At 68.9% G+C, this 19,675-nt stretch carries 11 protein-coding genes; 7 read left to right on the top strand and 4 right to left on the bottom strand.

Annotation, left to right across the window (positions count from 1 at the left end):
- Positions 1-42 precede the first annotated feature (42 nt).
- The 4 genes from G6N35_RS27480 to G6N35_RS27465 all read left to right on the top strand — a co-directional run bounded on the left by G6N35_RS27480 (position 43) and on the right by G6N35_RS27465 (position 11,906).
- The gene (locus tag G6N35_RS27480; RefSeq protein ID WP_246224524.1) at positions 43-663 is read left to right on the top strand and encodes a hypothetical protein; all 621 of its coding nucleotides are present in this window, start codon (positions 43-45) and stop codon (positions 661-663) included.
- Positions 614-1,522, top strand: coding sequence for a condensation domain-containing protein (locus G6N35_RS27475; protein ID WP_246224523.1), 909 nt, complete (start codon positions 614-616; stop codon positions 1,520-1,522). Before G6N35_RS27480 ends, G6N35_RS27475 begins: the two co-directional genes overlap by 50 nt.
- A 324-nt stretch (positions 1,523-1,846) precedes the next feature.
- Complete coding sequence (locus G6N35_RS27470) at positions 1,847-4,696, top strand: non-ribosomal peptide synthetase (protein ID WP_246224522.1); 2,850 nt, start codon at positions 1,847-1,849, stop codon at positions 4,694-4,696.
- Positions 4,653-11,906: a non-ribosomal peptide synthetase gene (locus tag G6N35_RS27465; protein WP_246224521.1), complete on the top strand. Its 7,254-nt coding sequence runs from the start codon at positions 4,653-4,655 to the stop codon at positions 11,904-11,906. Before G6N35_RS27470 ends, G6N35_RS27465 begins: the two co-directional genes overlap by 44 nt.
- A gap of 50 nt (positions 11,907-11,956) precedes the next feature.
- On the opposite strand, the gene G6N35_RS26845 is transcribed toward G6N35_RS27465, so the two are convergent.
- Positions 11,957-12,901: an ABC transporter substrate-binding protein gene (locus G6N35_RS26845; protein ID WP_163807366.1), complete on the bottom strand. Its 945-nt coding sequence runs from the start codon at positions 12,899-12,901 to the stop codon at positions 11,957-11,959.
- Positions 12,902-13,230: 329 nt separating this feature from the next.
- Between G6N35_RS26845 and panD the strand changes: the two genes are divergently transcribed.
- Positions 13,231-13,638, top strand: a complete 408-nt coding sequence (gene panD / locus G6N35_RS26840; protein ID WP_163807365.1) for an aspartate 1-decarboxylase — start codon at positions 13,231-13,233, stop codon at positions 13,636-13,638.
- Positions 13,638-14,936 (top strand): lysine N(6)-hydroxylase/L-ornithine N(5)-oxygenase family protein, encoded by a 1,299-nt coding sequence (locus G6N35_RS26835; protein WP_163807364.1) that lies wholly within the window; start codon positions 13,638-13,640, stop codon positions 14,934-14,936. Before panD ends, G6N35_RS26835 begins: the two co-directional genes overlap by 1 nt.
- Before the next feature lie 15 nt (positions 14,937-14,951).
- On the opposite strand, the gene G6N35_RS26830 is transcribed toward G6N35_RS26835, so the two are convergent.
- Positions 14,952-15,800: a nitroreductase gene (locus G6N35_RS26830; RefSeq protein ID WP_163807363.1), complete on the bottom strand. Its 849-nt coding sequence runs from the start codon at positions 15,798-15,800 to the stop codon at positions 14,952-14,954.
- A 252-nt stretch (positions 15,801-16,052) separates the two neighbouring features.
- Between G6N35_RS26830 and G6N35_RS26825 the strand changes: the two genes are divergently transcribed.
- Entirely contained in the window at positions 16,053-17,255 is a 1,203-nt protein-coding gene (locus G6N35_RS26825; RefSeq protein WP_163807362.1) for a pyridoxal phosphate-dependent aminotransferase, read from the top strand.
- Here G6N35_RS26825 and G6N35_RS26820 read toward each other — a convergent pair.
- Both G6N35_RS26820 and G6N35_RS26815 read right to left on the bottom strand, forming a co-directional pair.
- Complete coding sequence (locus G6N35_RS26820; RefSeq protein WP_170313154.1) at positions 17,252-18,565, bottom strand: cytochrome P450; 1,314 nt, start codon at positions 18,563-18,565, stop codon at positions 17,252-17,254. The genes G6N35_RS26825 and G6N35_RS26820 overlap by 4 nt on opposite strands.
- Positions 18,565-19,671, bottom strand: coding sequence for a methyltransferase (locus tag G6N35_RS26815; protein ID WP_163807361.1), 1,107 nt, complete (start codon positions 19,669-19,671; stop codon positions 18,565-18,567). The genes G6N35_RS26820 and G6N35_RS26815 overlap by 1 nt, the downstream gene beginning before the upstream one ends.
- Positions 19,672-19,675: the final 4 nt, after the last annotated feature.

The raw sequence follows: 19,675 nt of genomic DNA, 5'->3' as shown, positions 1-19,675 counted from the left end.
GCTGGCGGGCGCGGTCAAGGCGGTCAGGAGCAGCTGCGCCAGGTGCCCAGCCGCGGGCTGGGATATGGAGTGCTTCGGCATCTGGCGGATCCGTCGCCCATCATCGGCCCGGCCCCACAGATCCTGTTCAACTATCTCGGCCGGTTCACCGGCGGCGACGAGCAGCTCTGGCGGCCGGTCGCCGGGGTCGGGGCACTGCGTGAAGGTGTCGACCCCACCAACCCGGCTGTGGCACTGGAGATCAACGCGCTGGCCGAGGACGGGCCCGACGGCACCCTCCTGCACGCCACCCTGTCGTGGCCCGCCCGGCTGGCCGACGAATCCACCATGGCCGAGCTGGCACGGCTGTGGGCACAGGCCCTGGCGGCCCTGACCCGCTGCGCCGACCTGAGCGGTCACACGCCCTCGGACTTCCCGTTGATCCCGGTGACCCAGGACGACATCGACGCGTGGGCCCGCTCCGGGGTGGTGGAGGACGTGCTGCCACTGCTGCCGCTGCAACAGGGGATGTACTTCCATCACATCGTCGACGACACCGCCAGCTATGTGGTGCAGCAGGTCGCCCAGCTCAGCGGCCCCGTCGAACCCGACGTCCTGGCCGCCGCCGCAGGCGGTGCTGCGGCGCCACCAGGGGCTGCGGGCCAGCTTCCACGAATTGCATGACGGGCGGATCGCCCAGGTGGTGTGGGCGGATGTCCCGGTCCCGTTCGAAGCCGTGACGGCTCCCGGTGATCAGTGGGAAAGCATTGCAGCACAGGAGCTCTCCCGGACGTTCGACCTGGCCGAGCCACCGCTGGTGCGCTACACGCTGGTGTCGCAGTCGGCCACCGAACACCGGCTGATCCAGACACTGCACCACATCGTGGCCGACGGCTGGTCCTATCCGCTGATCTTCGGTGACATCGTCGCGCACTACAACGCCGCTACCGGAGCAGGTCCGGCGCCCGACCCGACCGGGGTGACCTTGCGCGACCATGTCGAGGCTCTGGCCGCCGGTGACCCCGCAGTTGCGCGCGCGACCTGGGCGCCAGTTCTGGCCGGCAGCACACCCACCCTGCTGTTCGACGACGTCGCCGCGGTCGGTGAGCACCGCAGCGTCGTGCGGCGGCTCTCCGCGGAGCACACCACCGCGCTCGCCGACTACGCGCGCACCCGCGCGGTGACGGTCAGTACCGTGCTGCACGCGGCATGGGGTGTGGTGCTGGGCAGGTTGACCCAACGCACCGATGCCGTCTTCGGATCCACCGTGTCGGGTCGCGGCGGCGCTCTGGCCGACACCGATTCGATCGTCGGACTGCTGATCAACACCATCCCGGTGACGATGTCCTGGGACGAGCAGACCCCGCTCGGCGAGGTCATCGAGGCTGTGCACCGCCAGCAGACCGAGGTACTCGATGCCACTCACATCGGCCTTCCGGAGCTGGCTCGGATGGCCGGGGCACGCGAACTGTTCGACACCCTGGTGGTCGTCGAGAACTTCCCGCCACACCGGAATACACCGCCTCAGCCCCAACGGCATTGACCTATCGCGGTTTCACCGGGACCGACGCGCCGCACTATCCGGTCGCCCTCGTCGCGTATCTGGGTGCGGAGCTGACGGTGGAGATCAAGTACGACACCGCCGTCGTGTCGCACACGCAAGCACTGCGGTTCGCCGACCGGGTGCACACCGTGCTGGAGGCAGTCACGCTGCGACCCGACGGTCCGGTCGGCGCCCTCGATCTGCGGACCGATGACGAGAAAGCGTGCTCGGCAGGGGCAGTGCGGCCCGGGCCTGCTCGCACCCTCGGTGCCGCGTTCGCCGACGTCGTCGCCTCCCACCCGGACGCCATCGCGGTGGTCTGCGGTGAGATCCGGCTCAGCTACGCCGAACTCGACCGGCGGGCCGCCGCGGTGGCCGCGGCACTGGCCGACCTCGGGTGGGGTGGAATCTCCGGTGATCGTCGCCCTACCGCGCTCGGTGGATCTCGTCGTCGCGATCCTCGCCGTGGTCAAGGCCGGCGGCACCTACGTGCCCGTCGATATCGATTCCCCGACCGCCCGGCTCGCCCACATCCTCGACGACGCCGCCGCGGTGTGTGTGCTGACCGATCGCGCCGAACGCATCCCGACCAGCGCCGCGGTGCTGGTGGTGCCGGAGGTGGCCTCCCGACGGATCGATGGCCCGCTGCCGGCGGCCGTTGCGCACCCCGACCACGCCGCCTATGTCATCTACACCTCCGGGTCGACCGGCCTGCCCAAGGGGGTTGCCGTCACGCATCGCAACGTCGCGGCGCTCTTTCACGCCGCCTCGGAGGTGTTCGAGGTCGGCAGCAGCGATGTGTGGACCATGTTCCACTCGGCGGCCTTCGACTTCTCGGTGTGGGAGATGTGGGGAGCCTTGCTCCACGGCGGCCGGCTGCTGATCGTCGAGCAGGAGGTGGCCCGCGATCCGGATTCGTTTGTCCGGCTGCTGGCCGACGAAGGCGTGACGGTGCTCAACCAAACACCGTCGGCGTTCTATCCGCTGATCGAGGCCGATCGGCGGCTGCGGCGCGAGCTGTCGCTGCGGTATGTGATCTTCGGCGGCGAGGCACTGGACACCAGCCGGTTGGCGCCGTGGTACGCCCGCCACACCGAGGATGCTCCCCGGCTGGTCAACATGTACGGCATCACCGAGACCTGTGTGCACGTCTCGCTGCGGCCGCTGACCGCAGCCGATGCGGACAAGGCGGCGAGCGTGATCGGCACCGCACTGCCGGGGTTGCGAATTCACCTGCTGGACAATCAGCTTCGCCCGGTCCCCACCGGTGTGGTGGGTGAGATCTACGTCTCGGGTGGCCAGATAGCCCGCGAGTACCTGGGCCAGCGCGGCCGCACCGCGGGCCGGTTCGTGGCCAACCCCTTCGACGCGCCGGGCGATCGGCTCTACCGCAGCGGGGACACCGCGATGTGGACCGAGGGGGGCGAGCTGGTGTATCTCGGCCGCACCGATGAGCAGGTCAAGGTGCGCGGCTTCCGGATCGAACTCGGCGAGGTCGAGTCGGCGCTGGCCGCCCACCCTGATGTGCACAATGCGGCGGCGACGGTGTGGAGCGACGAGACCGGGCACCGTCGCCTGGTCGGTTACCTGGTCGGGGCGGGTGACCTAGACACCGCCGCAGTACGAGCCGTTGTGGCACAACGCGTTCCGGAGTACATGGTGCCGTCGGCATTCGTCGTGCTCGATGCGTTGCCGCTGACGGTGAACGGCAAGCTCGACCGCGCGGCGTTGCCGGCACCGGTCCCCACCGAGACTGCTGACGCGGGCGAACCGGAACCCGCCATCGGGACGGCCACGCTGCTGTCCCGGCTGTGCGGCGAAATCCTCGGCAGCCCAGTGGCTCTCGACGACGACTTCTTCGCGATCGGCGGAGACAGCATTCTGGCGATCCAACTGGTCAACCGGGCCCGGCGGGCCGGGGTACGGATCAGTCCGCAGCAGGTGTTCACCGCCAGGACCCCGGCGGGTCTGGCGGCGCTGACCGGGCCGGGCACACCGGCCACCGGTACCGAGGACTCCGGGCCCGATCTCGGCGAGGTGATGCTCACCCCGATCGTGCACCGGTTGGCCGAACTCGGCGGCTCGATATCCCGGCTCAATCAGTGCGAGCTGCTGTGCGTCCCGGCCGGCGCCTCCGAAAAACGGTTGCAGATTGCTCTGGATGCGCTCGGCACCCGCCATGACGCGCTGCGACTTCGGCTGCACCGGCCGACGCCGATGCTGTGGTCACTCGAGGTGACCGAACACTGCACCCTCACCTTGTCCCGGGTCGACGCCGCCGGTCTCGATGACGACGCTCTGCGGCAGGTGATCGGCGCCGAATCGGATGCGGCGGCAGACCGGCTCGATCCCGATGAGGGCGTGGTGGCTCAGGCGGTGTGGTTCGACCGTGGCAGCGGGCAGTCGGGGCGGCTGCTGCTGATGCTGCACCACCTGGCGGTCGACGGGGTCTCCTGGTCGGTGCTCGTCGATGATCTGCGGTCCGCGTACGAGCAATCTCCACTGGCTCCGGTCGCTACCTCGATTCGTGCGCACGCCCGCCTGGTCAACGAAAATGCCCAGGGCTCCGCCCGATTGGCGGAGTTCCCCCATTGGAGCGAGGTCCTGGCGCCCGGCGCAGATCTGGACCCGACCACGCCGACCGTCGGACTGACGGTGGGTGCCACCCGCGACCACGAGGTCCGGTTGACGGCACAGCAGACGGCAGCGCTGCTGACCGACGTACCCGCACTGGCCAACGCCGATATCACCGAAACCCTGCTCACCGCGCTGTATCTGGCGGTGCGCCGCTGGCGCGCAGCGCACGGTGGCGAACCGCACGCACCGTTGCTGGTCGATCTGGAACGGCACGGCCGCGACCACTGGCCCGCCGAGGTCGACCTGTCCCGCACCGTCGGCTGGTTCACCACCATCACCCCGGTCCGGCTGCACAGCGAACACGACGAACCGATCAGTGCGCTCAAACAGGTCAAGGAATCGGTACGCACCGCACCCGACGGCGGCCACGGCTACGGCCAGCTGCGGTACTGCAATGCCCGTACTGCAGCGGCCCTGGGCCGGTTCGCAGCCCCGCAGGTGTTGTTCAACTATCTGGGCCGCCAGGCCCCGCACCGGCACCACTGCCTGGCAGGTGGCGCCCGAAGCCGACGCACTGCGCGGTGCACCCGACTCTGACCTGGGCACCCCGTACCTGTTGGAGGTCAACGCCTTCTGCGAGGAGGGCGCCGACGGTCCACGACTGCGCGTGATCCTCACCTATCCCGACACCGAACCCGGTGCCGCCAGCGCCGAGGAGCTGGGCGGGTATCTCGCCGAGGTTCTCGTCGACCTGGGCCGCACGGCCGACACCGCCCCTGCCCGCCCGGCGCTGACGCCCTCGGACCTCGCGCTGGTGACGCTGCGCCAGAGCGAGATCGACACGCTGCTGGCTGCCGCACCGGGGCCGGTCGACACCATCTGGCCGCTGTCGCCGCTGCAAGAGGGGGTGTACTTCCAGGCCCGCTACTCTCCCGCGGCGGTCTACATCGTGCAGAACGTGTTCGACGTCGCCGAGCCGATCGACGTCGCCGCTCTGCGCACTGCCTATTCGACGGTGATGCGCCGGCATCCGGTGTTGCGGTCCGGATTCCACGCCGGCGACCTCGCGTCGCCGGTGGCGGTGATCGCCGCCGATCCGGTCTGCGAGCCGGAGGTGATCGAACTGGTGGAGCAGGACCGCTCTCGGCTCGACGAGATCACCGCAGCGGAGCGGCTGCAGACCTTCGACCTGGCCCGGCCGCCACTGGCCCGGTTCACCGTGGTGCGCTCACCGGAAGCGGATCGGCTGATCTTCAGCTACCACTTCCTATTGCTCGACGGCTGGTCACGCGAGCAGTTGTTGCGCGACCTGTTCGCCGAGTACGCCGCGGCGCGCACCGGCCACCTCGCCGACGTGCCCGTCCCGACCGCCGATTTCACCGATTACCTGCGCTGGTTGCAGGGCCAAGACCGGCAGGCCTCGGCCCAGCGGTGGAGCCGGGCCCTGTCCGGGCTGGCCGCACCCACGCTGCTGGTGCCGTCGGCGGTCGGCAGCGAGCCAGTGCTGGCGCTGCGACTCGAGGTCACCCTGACCGAGGAGCAGACGACAGCGCTGACCGACACCGCGCGACATTGCGGGGTCACGCTCAACGCGGTCATCGGCTGCGCCCTGGCTATGGTGCTGGGCTACGAAACCGGAAGCGATGATGTGGTGTTCGGGTCGACGGTGGCCGGCCGTCCCACCGACATCGACGGGATGGACGCGGTGATCGGGCTGTTCCTCAACACCGTGCCGACCCGAGTCCGGCTGGAACCGGGACGCTCGCTGACAGCAGCACTGCGGGCGATCCAGAACGAGCGGCTCGACCTGATGGATCACGAGTACCTCGGGCTCGGTGAGATCCAGCGCGCGGCGGGCCTTCCCGGCGCCTTGTTCGACAGCCTCTACGTGCTGCAGAACTTCCTCGGCGACGACACCTTCACCGACATGGAGGCCGAGCACGGCATCGTCGGCCATGACTCGGTGGACGCGTCCCACTATCCGTTGACCTGGGTGGCCTCCCCCGGCCGCCGGTTGTGGATCAAACTCGAATACCGGCCCGACGTCGTCGAGCGCGATCGCGCCCAGCGACTGCTCGACCGCCTGCAGCAGGTTCTGGTCGCCATGCCCGACCACCGCGACCAGGCACTCTCGCGCCTGCCGCTGAGGCTGCCCCACGAGGCAGATGGTGCTGCTGCGCAGCATGTTTCGACAGTTCATCCACTGCCGCCGAGCACGGTGACCGACCTGCTGGCCGAGCATCGACAGGCGACCGGCGCGGCTCTGGTGTGCGGCACCGATCGGATCGGCTACCCGGAGCTCGACGACCGGATCACCCGGCTGGCCTGGTTCCTGCACAACCAGGGCATCGGACCCGAATCGATCGTGGCGCTGGCGATCCCCCGGTCGATCGATGCCGTGGTGGCGCTGTTCGCCGTCCTACGCGCCGGTGCGGCCTACCTGCCACTGGAGCTGGACTACCCCGACGAACGGCTCACCGTCATGCTCGCCGATGCGTGCCCCGCGCTGGTGCTGACGACACCAGCCATCGCCGACCGCATCCGTGCCCTGTCGCCTGACCTCACCACAATTGTGCTGGGCGACACTGATCTTCCGGCGGCACCCCCAGCGTGGACCGGAGTGCCGGTGCGGCTCGACGATCCCGCTTATCTCATCTACACCTCGGGTTCGACCGGCACACCCAAGGGTGTGCTCACTGCTCACCGCGGTCTGACCAACATGCACCTCAATCACCGCGAGGCGATCTTCGGCCCGGCGATCGCCACGGCCGGCAGGCGCCGGATGCGGATCGCGCACACCGTGTCGTTCGCCTTCGACATGTCCTGGGAGGAGCTGCTGTGGCTGATCGAGGGTCACGAGGTGCACATCTGCGACGAACACTTGCGCCGGGACGCGACCGCCCTGGTGGCGTACTGCCACGAGAATGCGATCGACGTCGTCAATGTGACACCCACCTATGCGGGGCTGCTCTTCGAGGAGGGCCTGCTCGACCCGGCCGGGCACCCGCCGGTACTGGTGCTGCTGGGCGGTGAGGCGGTGTCACCGGCGGTGTGGAACCGGTTGCGCGACAGCGACACCAGCTACGGCTACAACCTCTACGGGCCGACCGAGTACACCATCAACACCTTGGGCGCGGGCACCGACGACAGCGCCACCCCGACAGTCGGCCGGCCGATCTGGAACACCGAGGCGCACGTTCTGGATGCGTGGCTGCGGCCGGTCCCCGACGGTACGCCCGGCGAGTTGTACATCGCCGGAGCCGGTCTGAGCCGCGGCTATGTCGGCCAGCCGGGGCTCAGCGCGGCCCGGTTCGTCGCCAACCCGTTCGGCGCTGGCCGGATGTATCGCACCGGTGACGTGATGGTGCGCCGGCAAGACGGCAACCTCGACTTCCTCGGCCGCACCGACGATCAGGTGAAGATCCGCGGCTACCGCGTCGAACCCGGTGACGTGCAGGCGGCGCTGGCCGCCCATCCGCGGGTGCGGCACGCCGCGGTGATCGCCCGGCCCGATCCCGGTCTGACGGGTTCTGATCAATTGATCGGCTACATCGTCGCCGCCGACGACGACCCTAACGTGGTGGCCGACGTTCGGTCCGCCCTGCGAACGAGCCTGCCCGCCTACATGGTGCCCGCGGTGATCTCGGTGATCGACGCGTTGCCGTTGACCGACAACGGCAAGCTCGATCTTCGCGCTCTGCCGGATGTTTCGGTCACCGGCGGCGTCGCGTCCCGGCCGCCCCGCACGCCGGCGGAGGCCGCCCTGTGCGCCGTGTTCGGCGACATCCTGGGCATCGACGAGGTCGGCGCCGACGATGACTTCTTCGCCCTAGGCGGCCACTCATTGCTGAGTATCCGGTTGATCAACCGGGTGCGAACCGAGTTCGGGGTGACGATCTCGTTGCGCGACGTCTTCGACGCACCGACCGTCGCCGGACTGGCAGCCCTGATCACCGGCACCGGCGGGCACGCCCACCGACCTGAGCTGGCCGCCGGTGAGCGTCCCCGCCGAGTCCCCGCCTCCGCCGCCCAACAGCGTCTGCTGGTCCTCGACCGGCTGGCCACCACCGGCACGGCCTACAACTATCCCCTGGTGTTCCGGCTGCATGGCCGGCTCGATGTGACGGCGTTGCACGCGGCCGCCGGTGACGTCGTGGATCGGCATGAAGTTCTGCGGACGGTGTTCGAGTCCACCGAAAGTGGTTTCTATCAAAGGATTCTGCCACCGGGAACCCCGCCGCCACTGCAGGTGATCGACTGCCGGCCGGACGAATTCACTGCGCGGATCGCCACCGCGGTCGACTACCGGTTCGACCTGAGCAATGAGATCCCGCTGCGGCTCAGCGTGTTACGGGCCGCTGACGACGAGTACATCGTCGTGGTCCTGCTGCACCACATCTGCACCGACGAATGGTCGGATGGCCCGTTCCTCGACGACCTGAACCGTGCCTACCGAGGCCGGGTGGCGGGTGATCGTTCCGGCCTGCCGCCACTGCCCGTGCAGTACGCCGACTTCACCCTGTGGCAGCAGCGCGTGCTCGACCAGGTCGGCGAGCGGCAGGCGGAGTTCTGGAGGCGCACCCTGGCCGGTGCTCCCGACGAGATGACGCTACCCACCGACCGGGCCCGACCGGCCCGGCCCAGCGGCCGGGGCGGCACCGTCGAGGTGGAGCTTGCGGCTGAACTCGTGGCGGCCTTGCGGCAGCTGGCCGGCGCACGGCGGGTGAGCATGCTGATGCTGGCGCACACCGCGGTCGCCGTGCTGCTGCACCGTCTGGGCGCGGGCGAGGACATCGTGCTCGGCACACCGGTGGCCGGTCGTGACGAGGCGGCGCTGAGCGACCTGATCGGATTCTTCGTCAACACCGTGGTGTTGCGCACCGACGTGTCCGGCAATCCGGACTTCGACGACCTGCTGGCGCGGGTGCGCGACACCGACCTGGCCGCCTTCGCGCACCAGGAGCTGCCGTTCGACCAGGTGGTGGAGAACCTCAATCCGCCCCGCGTGCTGGGTCGCAACCCGTTGTTCACCGTCTTCCTGGGCTACCACCTGCGAGATGGCGAACCCACCGGGATGTTCGGCCTTCCCACCACGTGGCAGGAATCCGCGACGACGGCGGCGATGTTCGATCTGGGCTTCACGCTCGTCGAATATCACAGTGGCACAGCAACTCTGGTCACCGAATACAGCGCCGACCTGTTCGACGAGTCCTCGGTGCGCACGCTGGCGGACCGGCTAGTGCGGGTGATGGACCAGATGGTGGCCGATCCACACCGCCGGATCGGTTCGATCAACCTGCTCGACGAGGCCGAGCGGCACACCGTGGTCGACGTGGTCAACGACACCGACCACCCGAGTGCCCCGGCGACCCTGGCCTCGCTGGTGACCGGGCAGGCCGGGCTCACGCCGACGGCGGTCGCGGTGCGCTCGCAGGACGCCGAGCTGACCTACCGCGAGCTGGATGACTGGTCAGACCGGCTGACTGCGGGACTGGTCGCACGCGGTGCCGGCCCCGGCACAGTGGTGGCGGTGTCGTTGCCGAGGTCGGTGGAGTTGGTCGTCGCGCTGCTGGCGGTCGCCAAGTCGGGGGCTGCGTTCCTGCCGCTGGACACCGACTACCCGGCCGACCGGCTGGCCTACATGATCGACGATGCCGTACCCGCCGTGATCCTCGACGACATGGCCGAGATCCGCAGGCACCGGACCACCGAGGCGGCTGCGGAGCCGATCCAGGTTCCCGCCGGCACATGGGCGTACGTGCTCTACACCTCCGGATCAACGGGACGGCCGAAGGGTGTCGCCGTGCCGCATGCCGGCATTGTCAACCGGATCAGGTGGCTGCAGCACGCTTACCCGCTGGGGCCGCAGGACCGGATGCTGGTGAAGACCCCGATCAGCTTCGACACTTCGGTATGGGAGGTGTTCTGGCCACTGAGCGTGGGCGCGACGCTGGTCATGGCCCGCCCGGGCGGTCACCGCGATCCGCGCTATCTCGCCGACATGATTGTCGCGCAATCGGTCACGGCCGTGGACTTCGTTCCGTCCATGCTCGAACTGTTCCTCGACGAACCGGCCGCGGCCAGGTGCACCGCGCTGACCCGGGTGACGGTGGGTGGTGAGGCGCTCGGTGCCGATCTGGCCGCCCGCTACACCGCGATGTTCAGCGCTCCCTTGCACAATCTCTACGGCCCCACCGAGGCATCGGTGGACGTGCTGGGGTGGACATGCGACGGTTCGGCCCCGGCACTCGGGGTGCCGGGCTGGAATGTGCGGGCTTACGTGCTGGACGACTATCTGCATCCGGTGCCCGCCGGTGCGGCCGGTGAGCTGTATCTGGCCGGTGTGCAGCTGGCCGACGGCTACCTCAACCGCCACGCCCTGACGTCGTGCCGCTTCGTGGCCAATCCGTTTGGCGGCGGGCAGCGGATGTACCGGACCGGGGACCTGGTGCGTCGGCGCACCGACGGCCAGCTGGAGTATCTGGGCCGCACCGACGATCAGATCAAGTTGCGCGGTGTGCGCATCGAGCCCGGCGAGATCGAAGCGGTGCTGGGCACCCATCCCGCGGTGAGCTCGGCCCGGGTGGTCGCGCGCGGAGACCGGTTGGTGGCCTACTGCCTGGCCACCGGTGAGTTGCCGGCCGCCGCGCTTCGGGAACACCTCACCGCGGCACTGCCGGCGCACATGGTGCCCTCGGCGTTCGTCGCGGTGGAGTCCTTCCCGCTGACCCCGAGCGGCAAGCTCGATCGGCGGGCGCTGCCGGAACCCGAGTTCACCACCGCTGCCGGACTCCCGCCCACCACCGCGACCCAGCGGCGGCTCTGCGAGCTGTTCACCGCACTGCTGGCGGTTCCGGTCACCACGATCGACGCCGATTTCTTCACCCTCGGCGGGCATTCGCTGCTCCTGGTCCGGCTGGCGGCCATGATCCGCGCTGAGTTCGGTGCCGGGATCGCGGTCACCGACCTGATGACCGCGGCGACCGTGGCCGAGATCGCTGTCCTGCTCGACGCCCCGGACACAGTGAGCGCCAATGGCCTGGGGCATGTGCTGCCGCTACGGGCCTCGGGGACACAGCCGCCGCTGTTCTGTCTGCATCCGGCCGGTGGCTTGGCGTGGCAGTTCGCCGGACTCAAGGCGCACCTGCCGGCGTCGGTGCCGCTCTACGGCCTGCAGTCGCCGCTGTTCTCCGGACAGCCGCTGCCCGAGACCATCGGGGAGCTGGCCAGCGGTTACGCCGACACCGTCGCCGGTCTCGCACCGCAGGGTCCGATTCGGCTGCTGGGCTGGTCCTTCGGCGGCTCGATGGCGCTACTAGTGGCCGCCGAGTTGCGCCGTCGCGGGCGCGAGATCGGATTCGTCGGCATGCTCGACGCCCGCACCGACGACGCCGTCGTGGCCGACTTCGAGCCGGAGCAGGTGTTGGCGGGCTTGCTGCGGGAGATGGGCTTCCCGGTTGCCGCGGGTACCAGCATGACGGTGGCGCAGGCCGTCGCGCTGGTGCGGGACAGCGGAGATGCCATCGCCGTGCTCAACGATCGCCAGATCGCCCTGGTGCTCGAGAACTACGTCGCCGCGGAACGCCTGACCGCGGGCGCGGATTACGGTCACTATGACGGGGACGTCTTGTTCGTCGACGCCAGTGTGCTGGAGATGGGGCTGACCGGGGTGGCGTCCGAAGGCTGGCGCCGGCACGTGGGTGGCCGGCTGCGGACGGTCGAATTGCCCTGCCGCCATTCCGAATTGCTGGACCCGACCGCTGTGGACCGGTGGGGGCCGGTTGTGGCCGATGAACTTGCCCACTGAACAGAGCAGGCCCGCCGGAACGTCCCGGCGGGCCTGCTGCCTCGGGCCCCTCAGGCGTTGGACAGATCCGCGACCGGTCGCCCGTTGAGGGCATTGGCCAGCTGCGGGGTCAGAATGTTGAGCGCGTACAGCATCGCGTCCGGACCGCTGTAGGTCAGTGCACCACTGAGATTGGAGTCGAAGCCGGTGAAGAGGGTTCGACCGTCGCGGACTACCGCCAGCCGCGCAAAAGCCGGCGAGGCCATCATCTGCTCTTTGGTGGCGCCATTGACGAACAACACATCGCGGTCGAGCACGTCGAGACGCTCCTCGCTGACGTCGCCAGTGACATCCTGGGTGGCGAAGCCCAGCGCGGTGAACAATGCCCGGCGGGGATCCTTCTCGGGAAGCAGGTAGTGCCCGCCGTTCTCCGGACCGAAGTCGACAACCAGTGTCTTGCCGGCGAATTCGGGGTTGGCGGCGCGGGCCTGGTCCAGGCTGGAGCGCACCTTGTCGACGAGTGCCTTGGCCTGGGACTCCTTGCCGAGGGCCTTGCCGGTGGTGAGCAGCTGGACATCCCAGGGAGTTTCCTCGTCCGGGTAGTCGGCCGACTGGATCACGGTGGGGGCGATCGCCGACAATCGCTCGTAGGTGGGTTTGTCGATCGATTCGTAGATGGCCAGGATCAGGTCCGGCTTCTGCGCCGCGATGGCTTCGTAATCGATGGAGTCCGACCCCCACGTGGGAAGCCCTTTGCCGCTGGTGGCGGCCTTGACCCACGGGTAGTCGTTGTAGTGGTCGAAGAACGCCCGGGCGCTGACCGGTACCACGCCGAGCGGCAGGACGAAGTCCTGGTCGGTCCAGCCGACGGTGACCACCCGCTGGGGGTTGGCGGGGACCTTGGTCTCGCCGAACTTGTGGGCGATCGTGACCGCGCCGGCGGCCGTGCTGGTCTGGGCTCCGGTTTGGGTGTTGGTGGTGCTCGATCCGCAGCCGCTGAGCAGGCTGACGGTCACGGCGATGACCGCTGCGGCAGCAAGTCCTCCCCGGCGCCGCCATCGGTGATTGCGCTTCAAGGCGTTCCCTTCGTTGGAAGCAATAACCGCGCCAGATTACTTTAGGCTTACCTAATTTAGGGTCCTACGTTTCGAGATGCCGCAGGCGGCCTGCAATGCCCGCGTGGGTGTGTGATCCGCTGGGTGACAGCATTTTTGACGCCTCCGATGGCCTGCCGCCGGGCCGGGAGCGTAGCCCTTGTAGAACCTGATTATTAGGTTAGCCTTTCCTGGTAATGGGCGCGCCGGCTTATCCGACGCGTCATCGACGCTGGGGCGGAAGGGTGTGCATGCTGCGAACAATGCTGGGCGGGAAGATCCACCGGGCAACCGTGACTCAAGCCGACCTGCACTATGTCGGGTCGGTCACGATCGACTCGGAGTTGATGTCGCACGCCGGCATCCTCGACGGTGAACAGGTCCACATCGTCGATGTCACCAGCGGGGCACGGCTGGTGACCTACGCGATCTCGGGGGCCGCCGGTTCCGGGGTGATCGGGATCAACGGCGCGGCGGCGCACCTCATTTCGCCGGGGAACATCGTGATCATCATGTCGTTCCTCGGGCTCGACACCGCTGAACAGGACGTGCACAAGAGCCGGGTCGTGCACGTCGACTCCGGCAACCGCATCGTCGCGGTGGGATCCGACCCGGCCGAGCCGGTGCCGGGCGCGATCGACCAGATGGCGGGTGCGTGATGCCGACCTTCACCACTGACGCGGACAACGACGTACTCGACTTCGTCGGCGTGGGGTTCGGGCCGTCGAATCTCGCCCTGGCGATCGCCGTCGAAGAGTTCAGCGCGCAGTGCCCGGCCGGGGTCGCGATCAATGCCGAGTTCATCGAGGCCAAGCCGGAATTCGGCTGGCACACCGGCATGCTGATCCCCGGGGCAACGATGCAGATCTCGTTCCTCAAAGACCTTGTCACCCAACGCAACCCGCAGAGCGAGTTCAGCTTCCTGAGCTACCTGACCGAGCGCGGCCGGCTCTCGGAGTTCATCAACTACAAAACGTTCTTTCCCACCCGCCTGGAGTTCCACGACTACCTGTCGTGGGCGGCCGAGAAGGTGACGGCCACGGTGCGTTACGGCTCGCGGGTGGTCTCGGTACGGCCCGTCGGCGATTTCTTCGAGGTCGACATCATCGGGGCCCACGCCGGCCGGCTGCGCGCCCACAACGTGGTGATCGCGGGCGGGCTGAGCCCACAGCTACCGTCCGGCGTCCGCCGGTCGGCCCGTCAGATCCACAACCACGATTTCCTCAACGACCTGGCGCGGCTCCCCTCTCGGATGCACGACCGGTTCGTCGTGGTCGGCGCCGGGCAGAGCGCCGCCGAAGTCACGGCCTACCTGCACGACACGTTTCCCTGTGCCGAGGTCCACGCCGTGTTCGCCAAGTACGGCTACAGCCCCGCCGACGACAGCCCGTTCGCCAACCGGGTCTTCGACCCCGGCGCCGTAGACGACTTCTACGCCGCCGAGCCGCCGGTGCGCCGTCGGCTGCTCGACTACCACCGCAGCACCAACTACTCGGCCGTCGACCTTCCGCTCATCGAGGATCTCTACGCGCGCGAGTACGCCGAACGGGTGGACGGACACCGACGGCTGTTCATGCGCGGCGCCTCCAGCGTGGACGGTACCGAGGAGAGCCGGGATGGCGTGCGCGTGTCCATCCGGCATCACCCCAGTGCCGTCATCGACGAGATCGACTGCGACGCCGTGATCTACGCAACCGGTTTCCTACCCACACCGCTGCGCGACATCCTCGGGGACCTCTACGGCAGCCTGGTCTTGGAAGGCGGCGAACCAGCGGTCTCCCGCGATTACCGGCTGATCACCGCGACCGAACTGACCGGTGGTCTCTACATCCAGGGCAATACCGAACACACCCATGGGCTGACGTCGTCGCTACTGTCCAACATCGCCATTCGAAGCGGGGAGATCCTGCAGTCGATCGTGCAGCAGCGCAGTGCTGTTGCGCTGCAACGGCTGTGACCGCAGCGGCGTAGGTCAGACCGTGGCGCGCCAGGTGGTGGTTTCGTTCACCGACCGGCGCTCGGTGGGCGGCTGCGGGTCAGCACCCTCGGGGGCGATCCCGACCCGGATCAGTGCCTGCGGATGCGCAGCACCGTCGAAAACCTCGCAGGCCAAAGCCAATCGGTTGCCGATGTCATTGAGTGGCTCGGTCAGCGGGCAACTCGCCACACCCATGGCGGTCGCCGTCAGGGTCAGATGGCTGATCGCCTCACCGGCGCGCAGTCGCATATCGTCGCCGTCGCTGGTGGTACCCACCACCAGCAGCACCGCATCGTCGGACGGATCGTCGACCGCATCGGAGGTGTAGTGCAGCACCACGGTGCCGTCGGCACGCCGGGTCCAGCGTGACCGCGGTACGACCGCGAGTTCCACACCCAGCCGGGCGGCCCGGACGTAGAGCGTCTCCAGTGTGCCGGCCGGCACCCGCTCGGCCCGGTACCGCCGGCGGTCGGCTCGGCGTCGGGGTATGGCAGCGGCCAGTTCGAGCTGACCGTCGCGCGCCGGTTGCTCGGCGACGTCGACGACCGCCAGGTGGCTGTGGTCACCGCGGTCCGGGAACCGCTGTACCCGCGGCTGCCAGCCGGCAGCGGCCAGGGCGACGGCGCAGTGATCCAGCACGGCTCCGCACCCGAGCAGCACATCGCGCCGGTCCGACGGGGCGTCACCAGCCTGCCGGCTCCAGTCGGCGAACAGGTGCACCGCGTCGGCGCCCACCCGCCAGTGCCACGGTTGGAGATTGCGCAGCGAGGGAGCACGGGCGGCAACATCGAGCACCGTCGCCAATGTCGCCCTGTCGGGCAGAGCTATGGCCAACCGTCTCACCTCCTCGTCGCCGCATTCGATTATCACCAGCGCTCGACGCTTGCCAAGGCAGCGTGCGGGCGGCACCGCGGCCCCGACGCCTTCCGATCCGCCCTGACCAGCCGATTCGAGCCGGAATCGAAGTTCTTACGAATTGATGTCGCCGTCTGTGCAGCTCACGAGCCCGCACGAGTCATTGTGCGAACTCACCGTCCATACCCATCATCGCCTGGAAGCGTTTCTGCCACACTTTGCCCGGGCGAGAGGATCCGGATGAAGTTCGCACGGTCGAGCAGGTTGTCCAACCTGTCTTACGACATGGCCGGACCGATCGCCGAACACGCGGCCCGGCTGGAAGCCGAGGGCCAGCACGTCCTGCGGCTGGACACCGGAGACCCGCATCCCTTCGGCTTCTCGCCGCCGGCGGCGTTGCTGCGGGAGATCTCGCGCACCCTGGCCGACTCGGCCGGTTACGTCGGCCCGAGAGGGCTGGCCTCCGCGCGTGCCGCGGTGGCCAATTACTACCGCTCGAACGGCGTTGCGGGCGTCGACGTCGAGGACGTGTTCCTGGGCAACGGCGCCTCGGAACTGATCGTGATGGCGATGACCGCCCTGCTGGAGTACCGCGACGAGGTGTTGATCCCGGCGCCGGACTTCCCGGTGTGGACCGCCGCGGTCCGCCTCAACGGGGGCCGCGCAGTGCACTACCGCTGTGACGAGTCCTCGGACTGGTATCCCGATGTCGCCGATATCGCCGCGAAGGTGACCTCCCGCACCCGCGCGATCGTGCTGATCAACCCGAACAACCCGACCGGGGCGGTGTATCCACCCGACGTGCTGACCGGCATCCTCGAGATCGCGCGGGCCAACAACCTGGTGGTGTGCTCCGACGAGATCTACGACCGGATCGTGTTCGACGGCCTGACGCACACCATGACGGCGTCACTGGCTCCCGACCTGCTGTGCCTGACGTTCAACGGATTGTCGAAGGCATACAGCAGCGCGGGTTTTCGTGCCGGCTGGCTGGCAGTGTCGGGGCCCACCGATCATGCCACCAGCTACCTCGACGGGTTGAGCATGCTGGCCGGCTTGCGCCGGTGCGCGAATGTTCCTGCCCAGCAGGCGGTCCGGGTTGCCCTCGACGGCGACGGCGGTGATCTGCGGTTGCCGATTGAGCGGCTGCAGCACCAACGCGACCGGGCCTTCAGCACGCTCAACGGCATTCCCGGAGTGTCGTGCGTCAAGCCCCGCGGCGCGCTGTACGCGTTTGCGAAGATCGACCTGCAGCGGTATCCGATCCGCGACGACGAACAGTTCGTCTTGGACCTGTTGCTGCAGGAGAAGATTCATGTGGTGCCGGGCTCCGCACTGAGCTGGCCGCACCCCGACCATGTGCGGATCGCGACGCTGCCGGCCGCCGACGATCTGGCGGCGGCGATCGAACGCATCGGCCGGTTCCTGGCGACCCACCGCTAACGCCGGGCGATCACGTCCAGCAGGATCTCGCGGCTGGGGCGGGTGGCGATCCCGCGCGGCACGCTGCGGGGCGCACGGCGACCACCCTCACCCGCCGGCTGCCGCAGGTCCACTGTCGCCAGCAGGGTTCCGATCGCCACGGCCAGCTCGGTCTGGGCGAACGCCGCACCGATGCAGCGGCGGAAGCCACCGCCGAACGGCGCGTACCGGAACGGTGACGGCTTGCCGTCCAGGAAACGCCGCGGGTCGAACGCCCCCGGATCCTGCCACAGCTGGGGGCTGAAATGCACAGCGGGAAGAGCGATTCCGACGATGTCACCGGTGCCGCACGGGTGGCCGGCCACGGTGAGCGGTCCGGCGAGCCGGCGCAGCACGATCGGTACGGCGGGGTGCATCCGCAGCGTCTCCTGGATGACCGCATTGAGGTATGGCAGTGCGGCCAGGTCTGCGGGCGTGGCCGCGCCGGCGAGTTCATCGACCAGGCGGCGGCGCACGTCGTCGTCGCGGTGGATGTGGTGCAGTGCCCACGCCAGCGTGGTGGACGTGGTCTCGTGGCCGGCGGCGAGCATGGTCCGCAGCTGCGAGTGCAGCGCGTCGTCGCTGCGCCCGTCCCCCTGCTCGTTGCCCTGCTCGTCGCTGGCGGCGAGGATGAGATCCAGTATGTCGCCGTTGTTTTCGCCGCCGGCGCGCCGTTCGGCGATCTCGTCGGCCAGCAGCCGGTCGAGTTCGTCGCGCGCGCTGACCAGTCGCGCCCACGGGCCGCGCCCGCCGATGTCGCGGCGCAGCCACGGCACCAGCATCAGCGGTGCGCTGCCGGAATCGAGCAGCCTGCTGGTCACGGCCGCGAAGCGGTCCCGGCGGGCCGAGTCGGTGACGCCGAAGACCACCCGGATCACCACATCGAGCGTGATGGCTTGTGCCACCCGGGCGGCCGGGAACCGATCGCCGGGCCGCACACCGGCGACGGCCTGGTGGGTGGATTGCGCGATGAGGTCGACGTAGCGGCGCATCAACTCGCCCCGAAAGGGCGGGGTGAGCAGGGCGCGGGTCTGCCGGTGTGGCTCACCGGAGAGCAGGATCAGCGAGCGCTCCCCCACCACCGGCTCGATCGGGTTGGGCAGCGGTGCGCGGCACAGCGTCGTCGGTGCGGTGAGGATGTCGCGGACGCCGTCCTCGGTGGTGAAGAAGCGCACCGTGCCCAGCCCGGGGAACCGCACGGTGAACGGTGCGGTGTCGCCGGCGTGGCGGCGGAACATCCCGTCCGGGTCGACACCAGCCCACAGCGCCCGCCCGAGCGCGGCACCGATCATCAGCCGGCGCCGTCGGCGCCAGCCACCGCCACGGCTTCGACCACGCTCAGGGGTGAGGCCGTCGGAACCACTCGCGTCATCCGGAACCCGGCCCGGCTCAACAGGTTCCGGTACTCCTCGGCAGAGCGCTCCCGGGATCCGAGGTTGAGCAGCATCTCAAGATCCACCCAGTTCTGTGGGCCGTCCTTGCCGTTGTCGTGGGTCACCATCTCAACCAGCAGTACCGCAGCGCCGGGGCGGGCGGCGGCGCGGACGTTGCGCAGAATCTGCAGCGCCTTACCGTCTGGCCAGTCGTGGATGATGTTCTTGAGCAGGTAGGCGTCACCGCCGGCGGGCACGCTGTCGAAGAAGGATCCGCCGTGCACGCCGATCCGCTCGGCGATCGCCCTGTCGCGCATCACTTTCGGTGCGTCAGCCACGACTTGCGGCAGATCGTAGAGGATGCCGTGGGAGCGGGGCGCCGATGCCAGGACCGCTGCCAGCAGCGCACCCTGACCGCCACCGACGTCGACGATGGTGCGGTAGGGGCTGAAGTCGTAGCTGCCCACGACCACGGCGTGCGTCATCTGGGCCAGGGCCGTCATCGTCTGGTTGAACAGCTCGGCATGCTGGGGGATGTCATCGAGGTAGTCGAAGCCGTCCTTACCCCGCAACGCCGGCACGATCGATTGACCCGTGCGCACCGAGTCGGCCAGCAGGGTCCACCGTTCCCGCTGTTCCTGGGAGCCCTGGAACAGCGCGGCGCCCTTCAGCGAGATCGGCGCGTCGGTTCGCAGCGTGGCGGCCAGGGAATTCAGTGCGTAGCGGCCGTCGCGGCGGCGCCGGAAGATGCCCCGGCCGATCAGGGCACGTAACAGCCTGCCCAGAGCGTCGGCGTCGACGTGGAGGCGTGCGGCCAATTCGTCGAGGTGCAGCGGTCCGTCGGCCAGTGCGTCGGCGATGCCGAGCTGGGCGGCGGTGGTGATGGCCTGGGCCGGCCACCCCGAGACGATGAGCTCCATCATCGACATCGGCGCGGGAACCAGCCGTTGGTGCAGGCGCAACAGGTAGTGGCGGATCCACTCGATCACGCGGGCCAGTGGTGCGGGCGGCACGGGCTTCGGCATCGCT

Source organism: Mycolicibacterium anyangense (genome assembly GCF_010731855.1).
Classification (GTDB): Bacteria; Actinomycetota; Actinomycetes; order Mycobacteriales; family Mycobacteriaceae; genus Mycobacterium; species Mycobacterium anyangense.
This window is presented reverse-complemented; position numbering and strand designations above follow the sequence as displayed.

Coding starts and splice junctions, on each gene's coding strand:
- panD (WP_163807365.1), top strand. CDS start 13,231: ATGCTGCGAACAATGCTGGGCGGGAAGATCCACCGGGCAACCGTGACT.
- G6N35_RS26835 (WP_163807364.1), top strand. CDS start 13,638: ATGCCGACCTTCACCACTGACGCGGACAACGACGTACTCGACTTCGTC.
- G6N35_RS26825 (WP_163807362.1), top strand. CDS start 16,053: ATGAAGTTCGCACGGTCGAGCAGGTTGTCCAACCTGTCTTACGACATG.
- G6N35_RS26820 (WP_170313154.1), bottom strand. CDS start 18,565: ATGATCGGTGCCGCGCTCGGGCGGGCGCTGTGGGCTGGTGTCGACCCG.
- G6N35_RS26815 (WP_163807361.1), bottom strand. CDS start 19,671: ATGCCGAAGCCCGTGCCGCCCGCACCACTGGCCCGCGTGATCGAGTGG.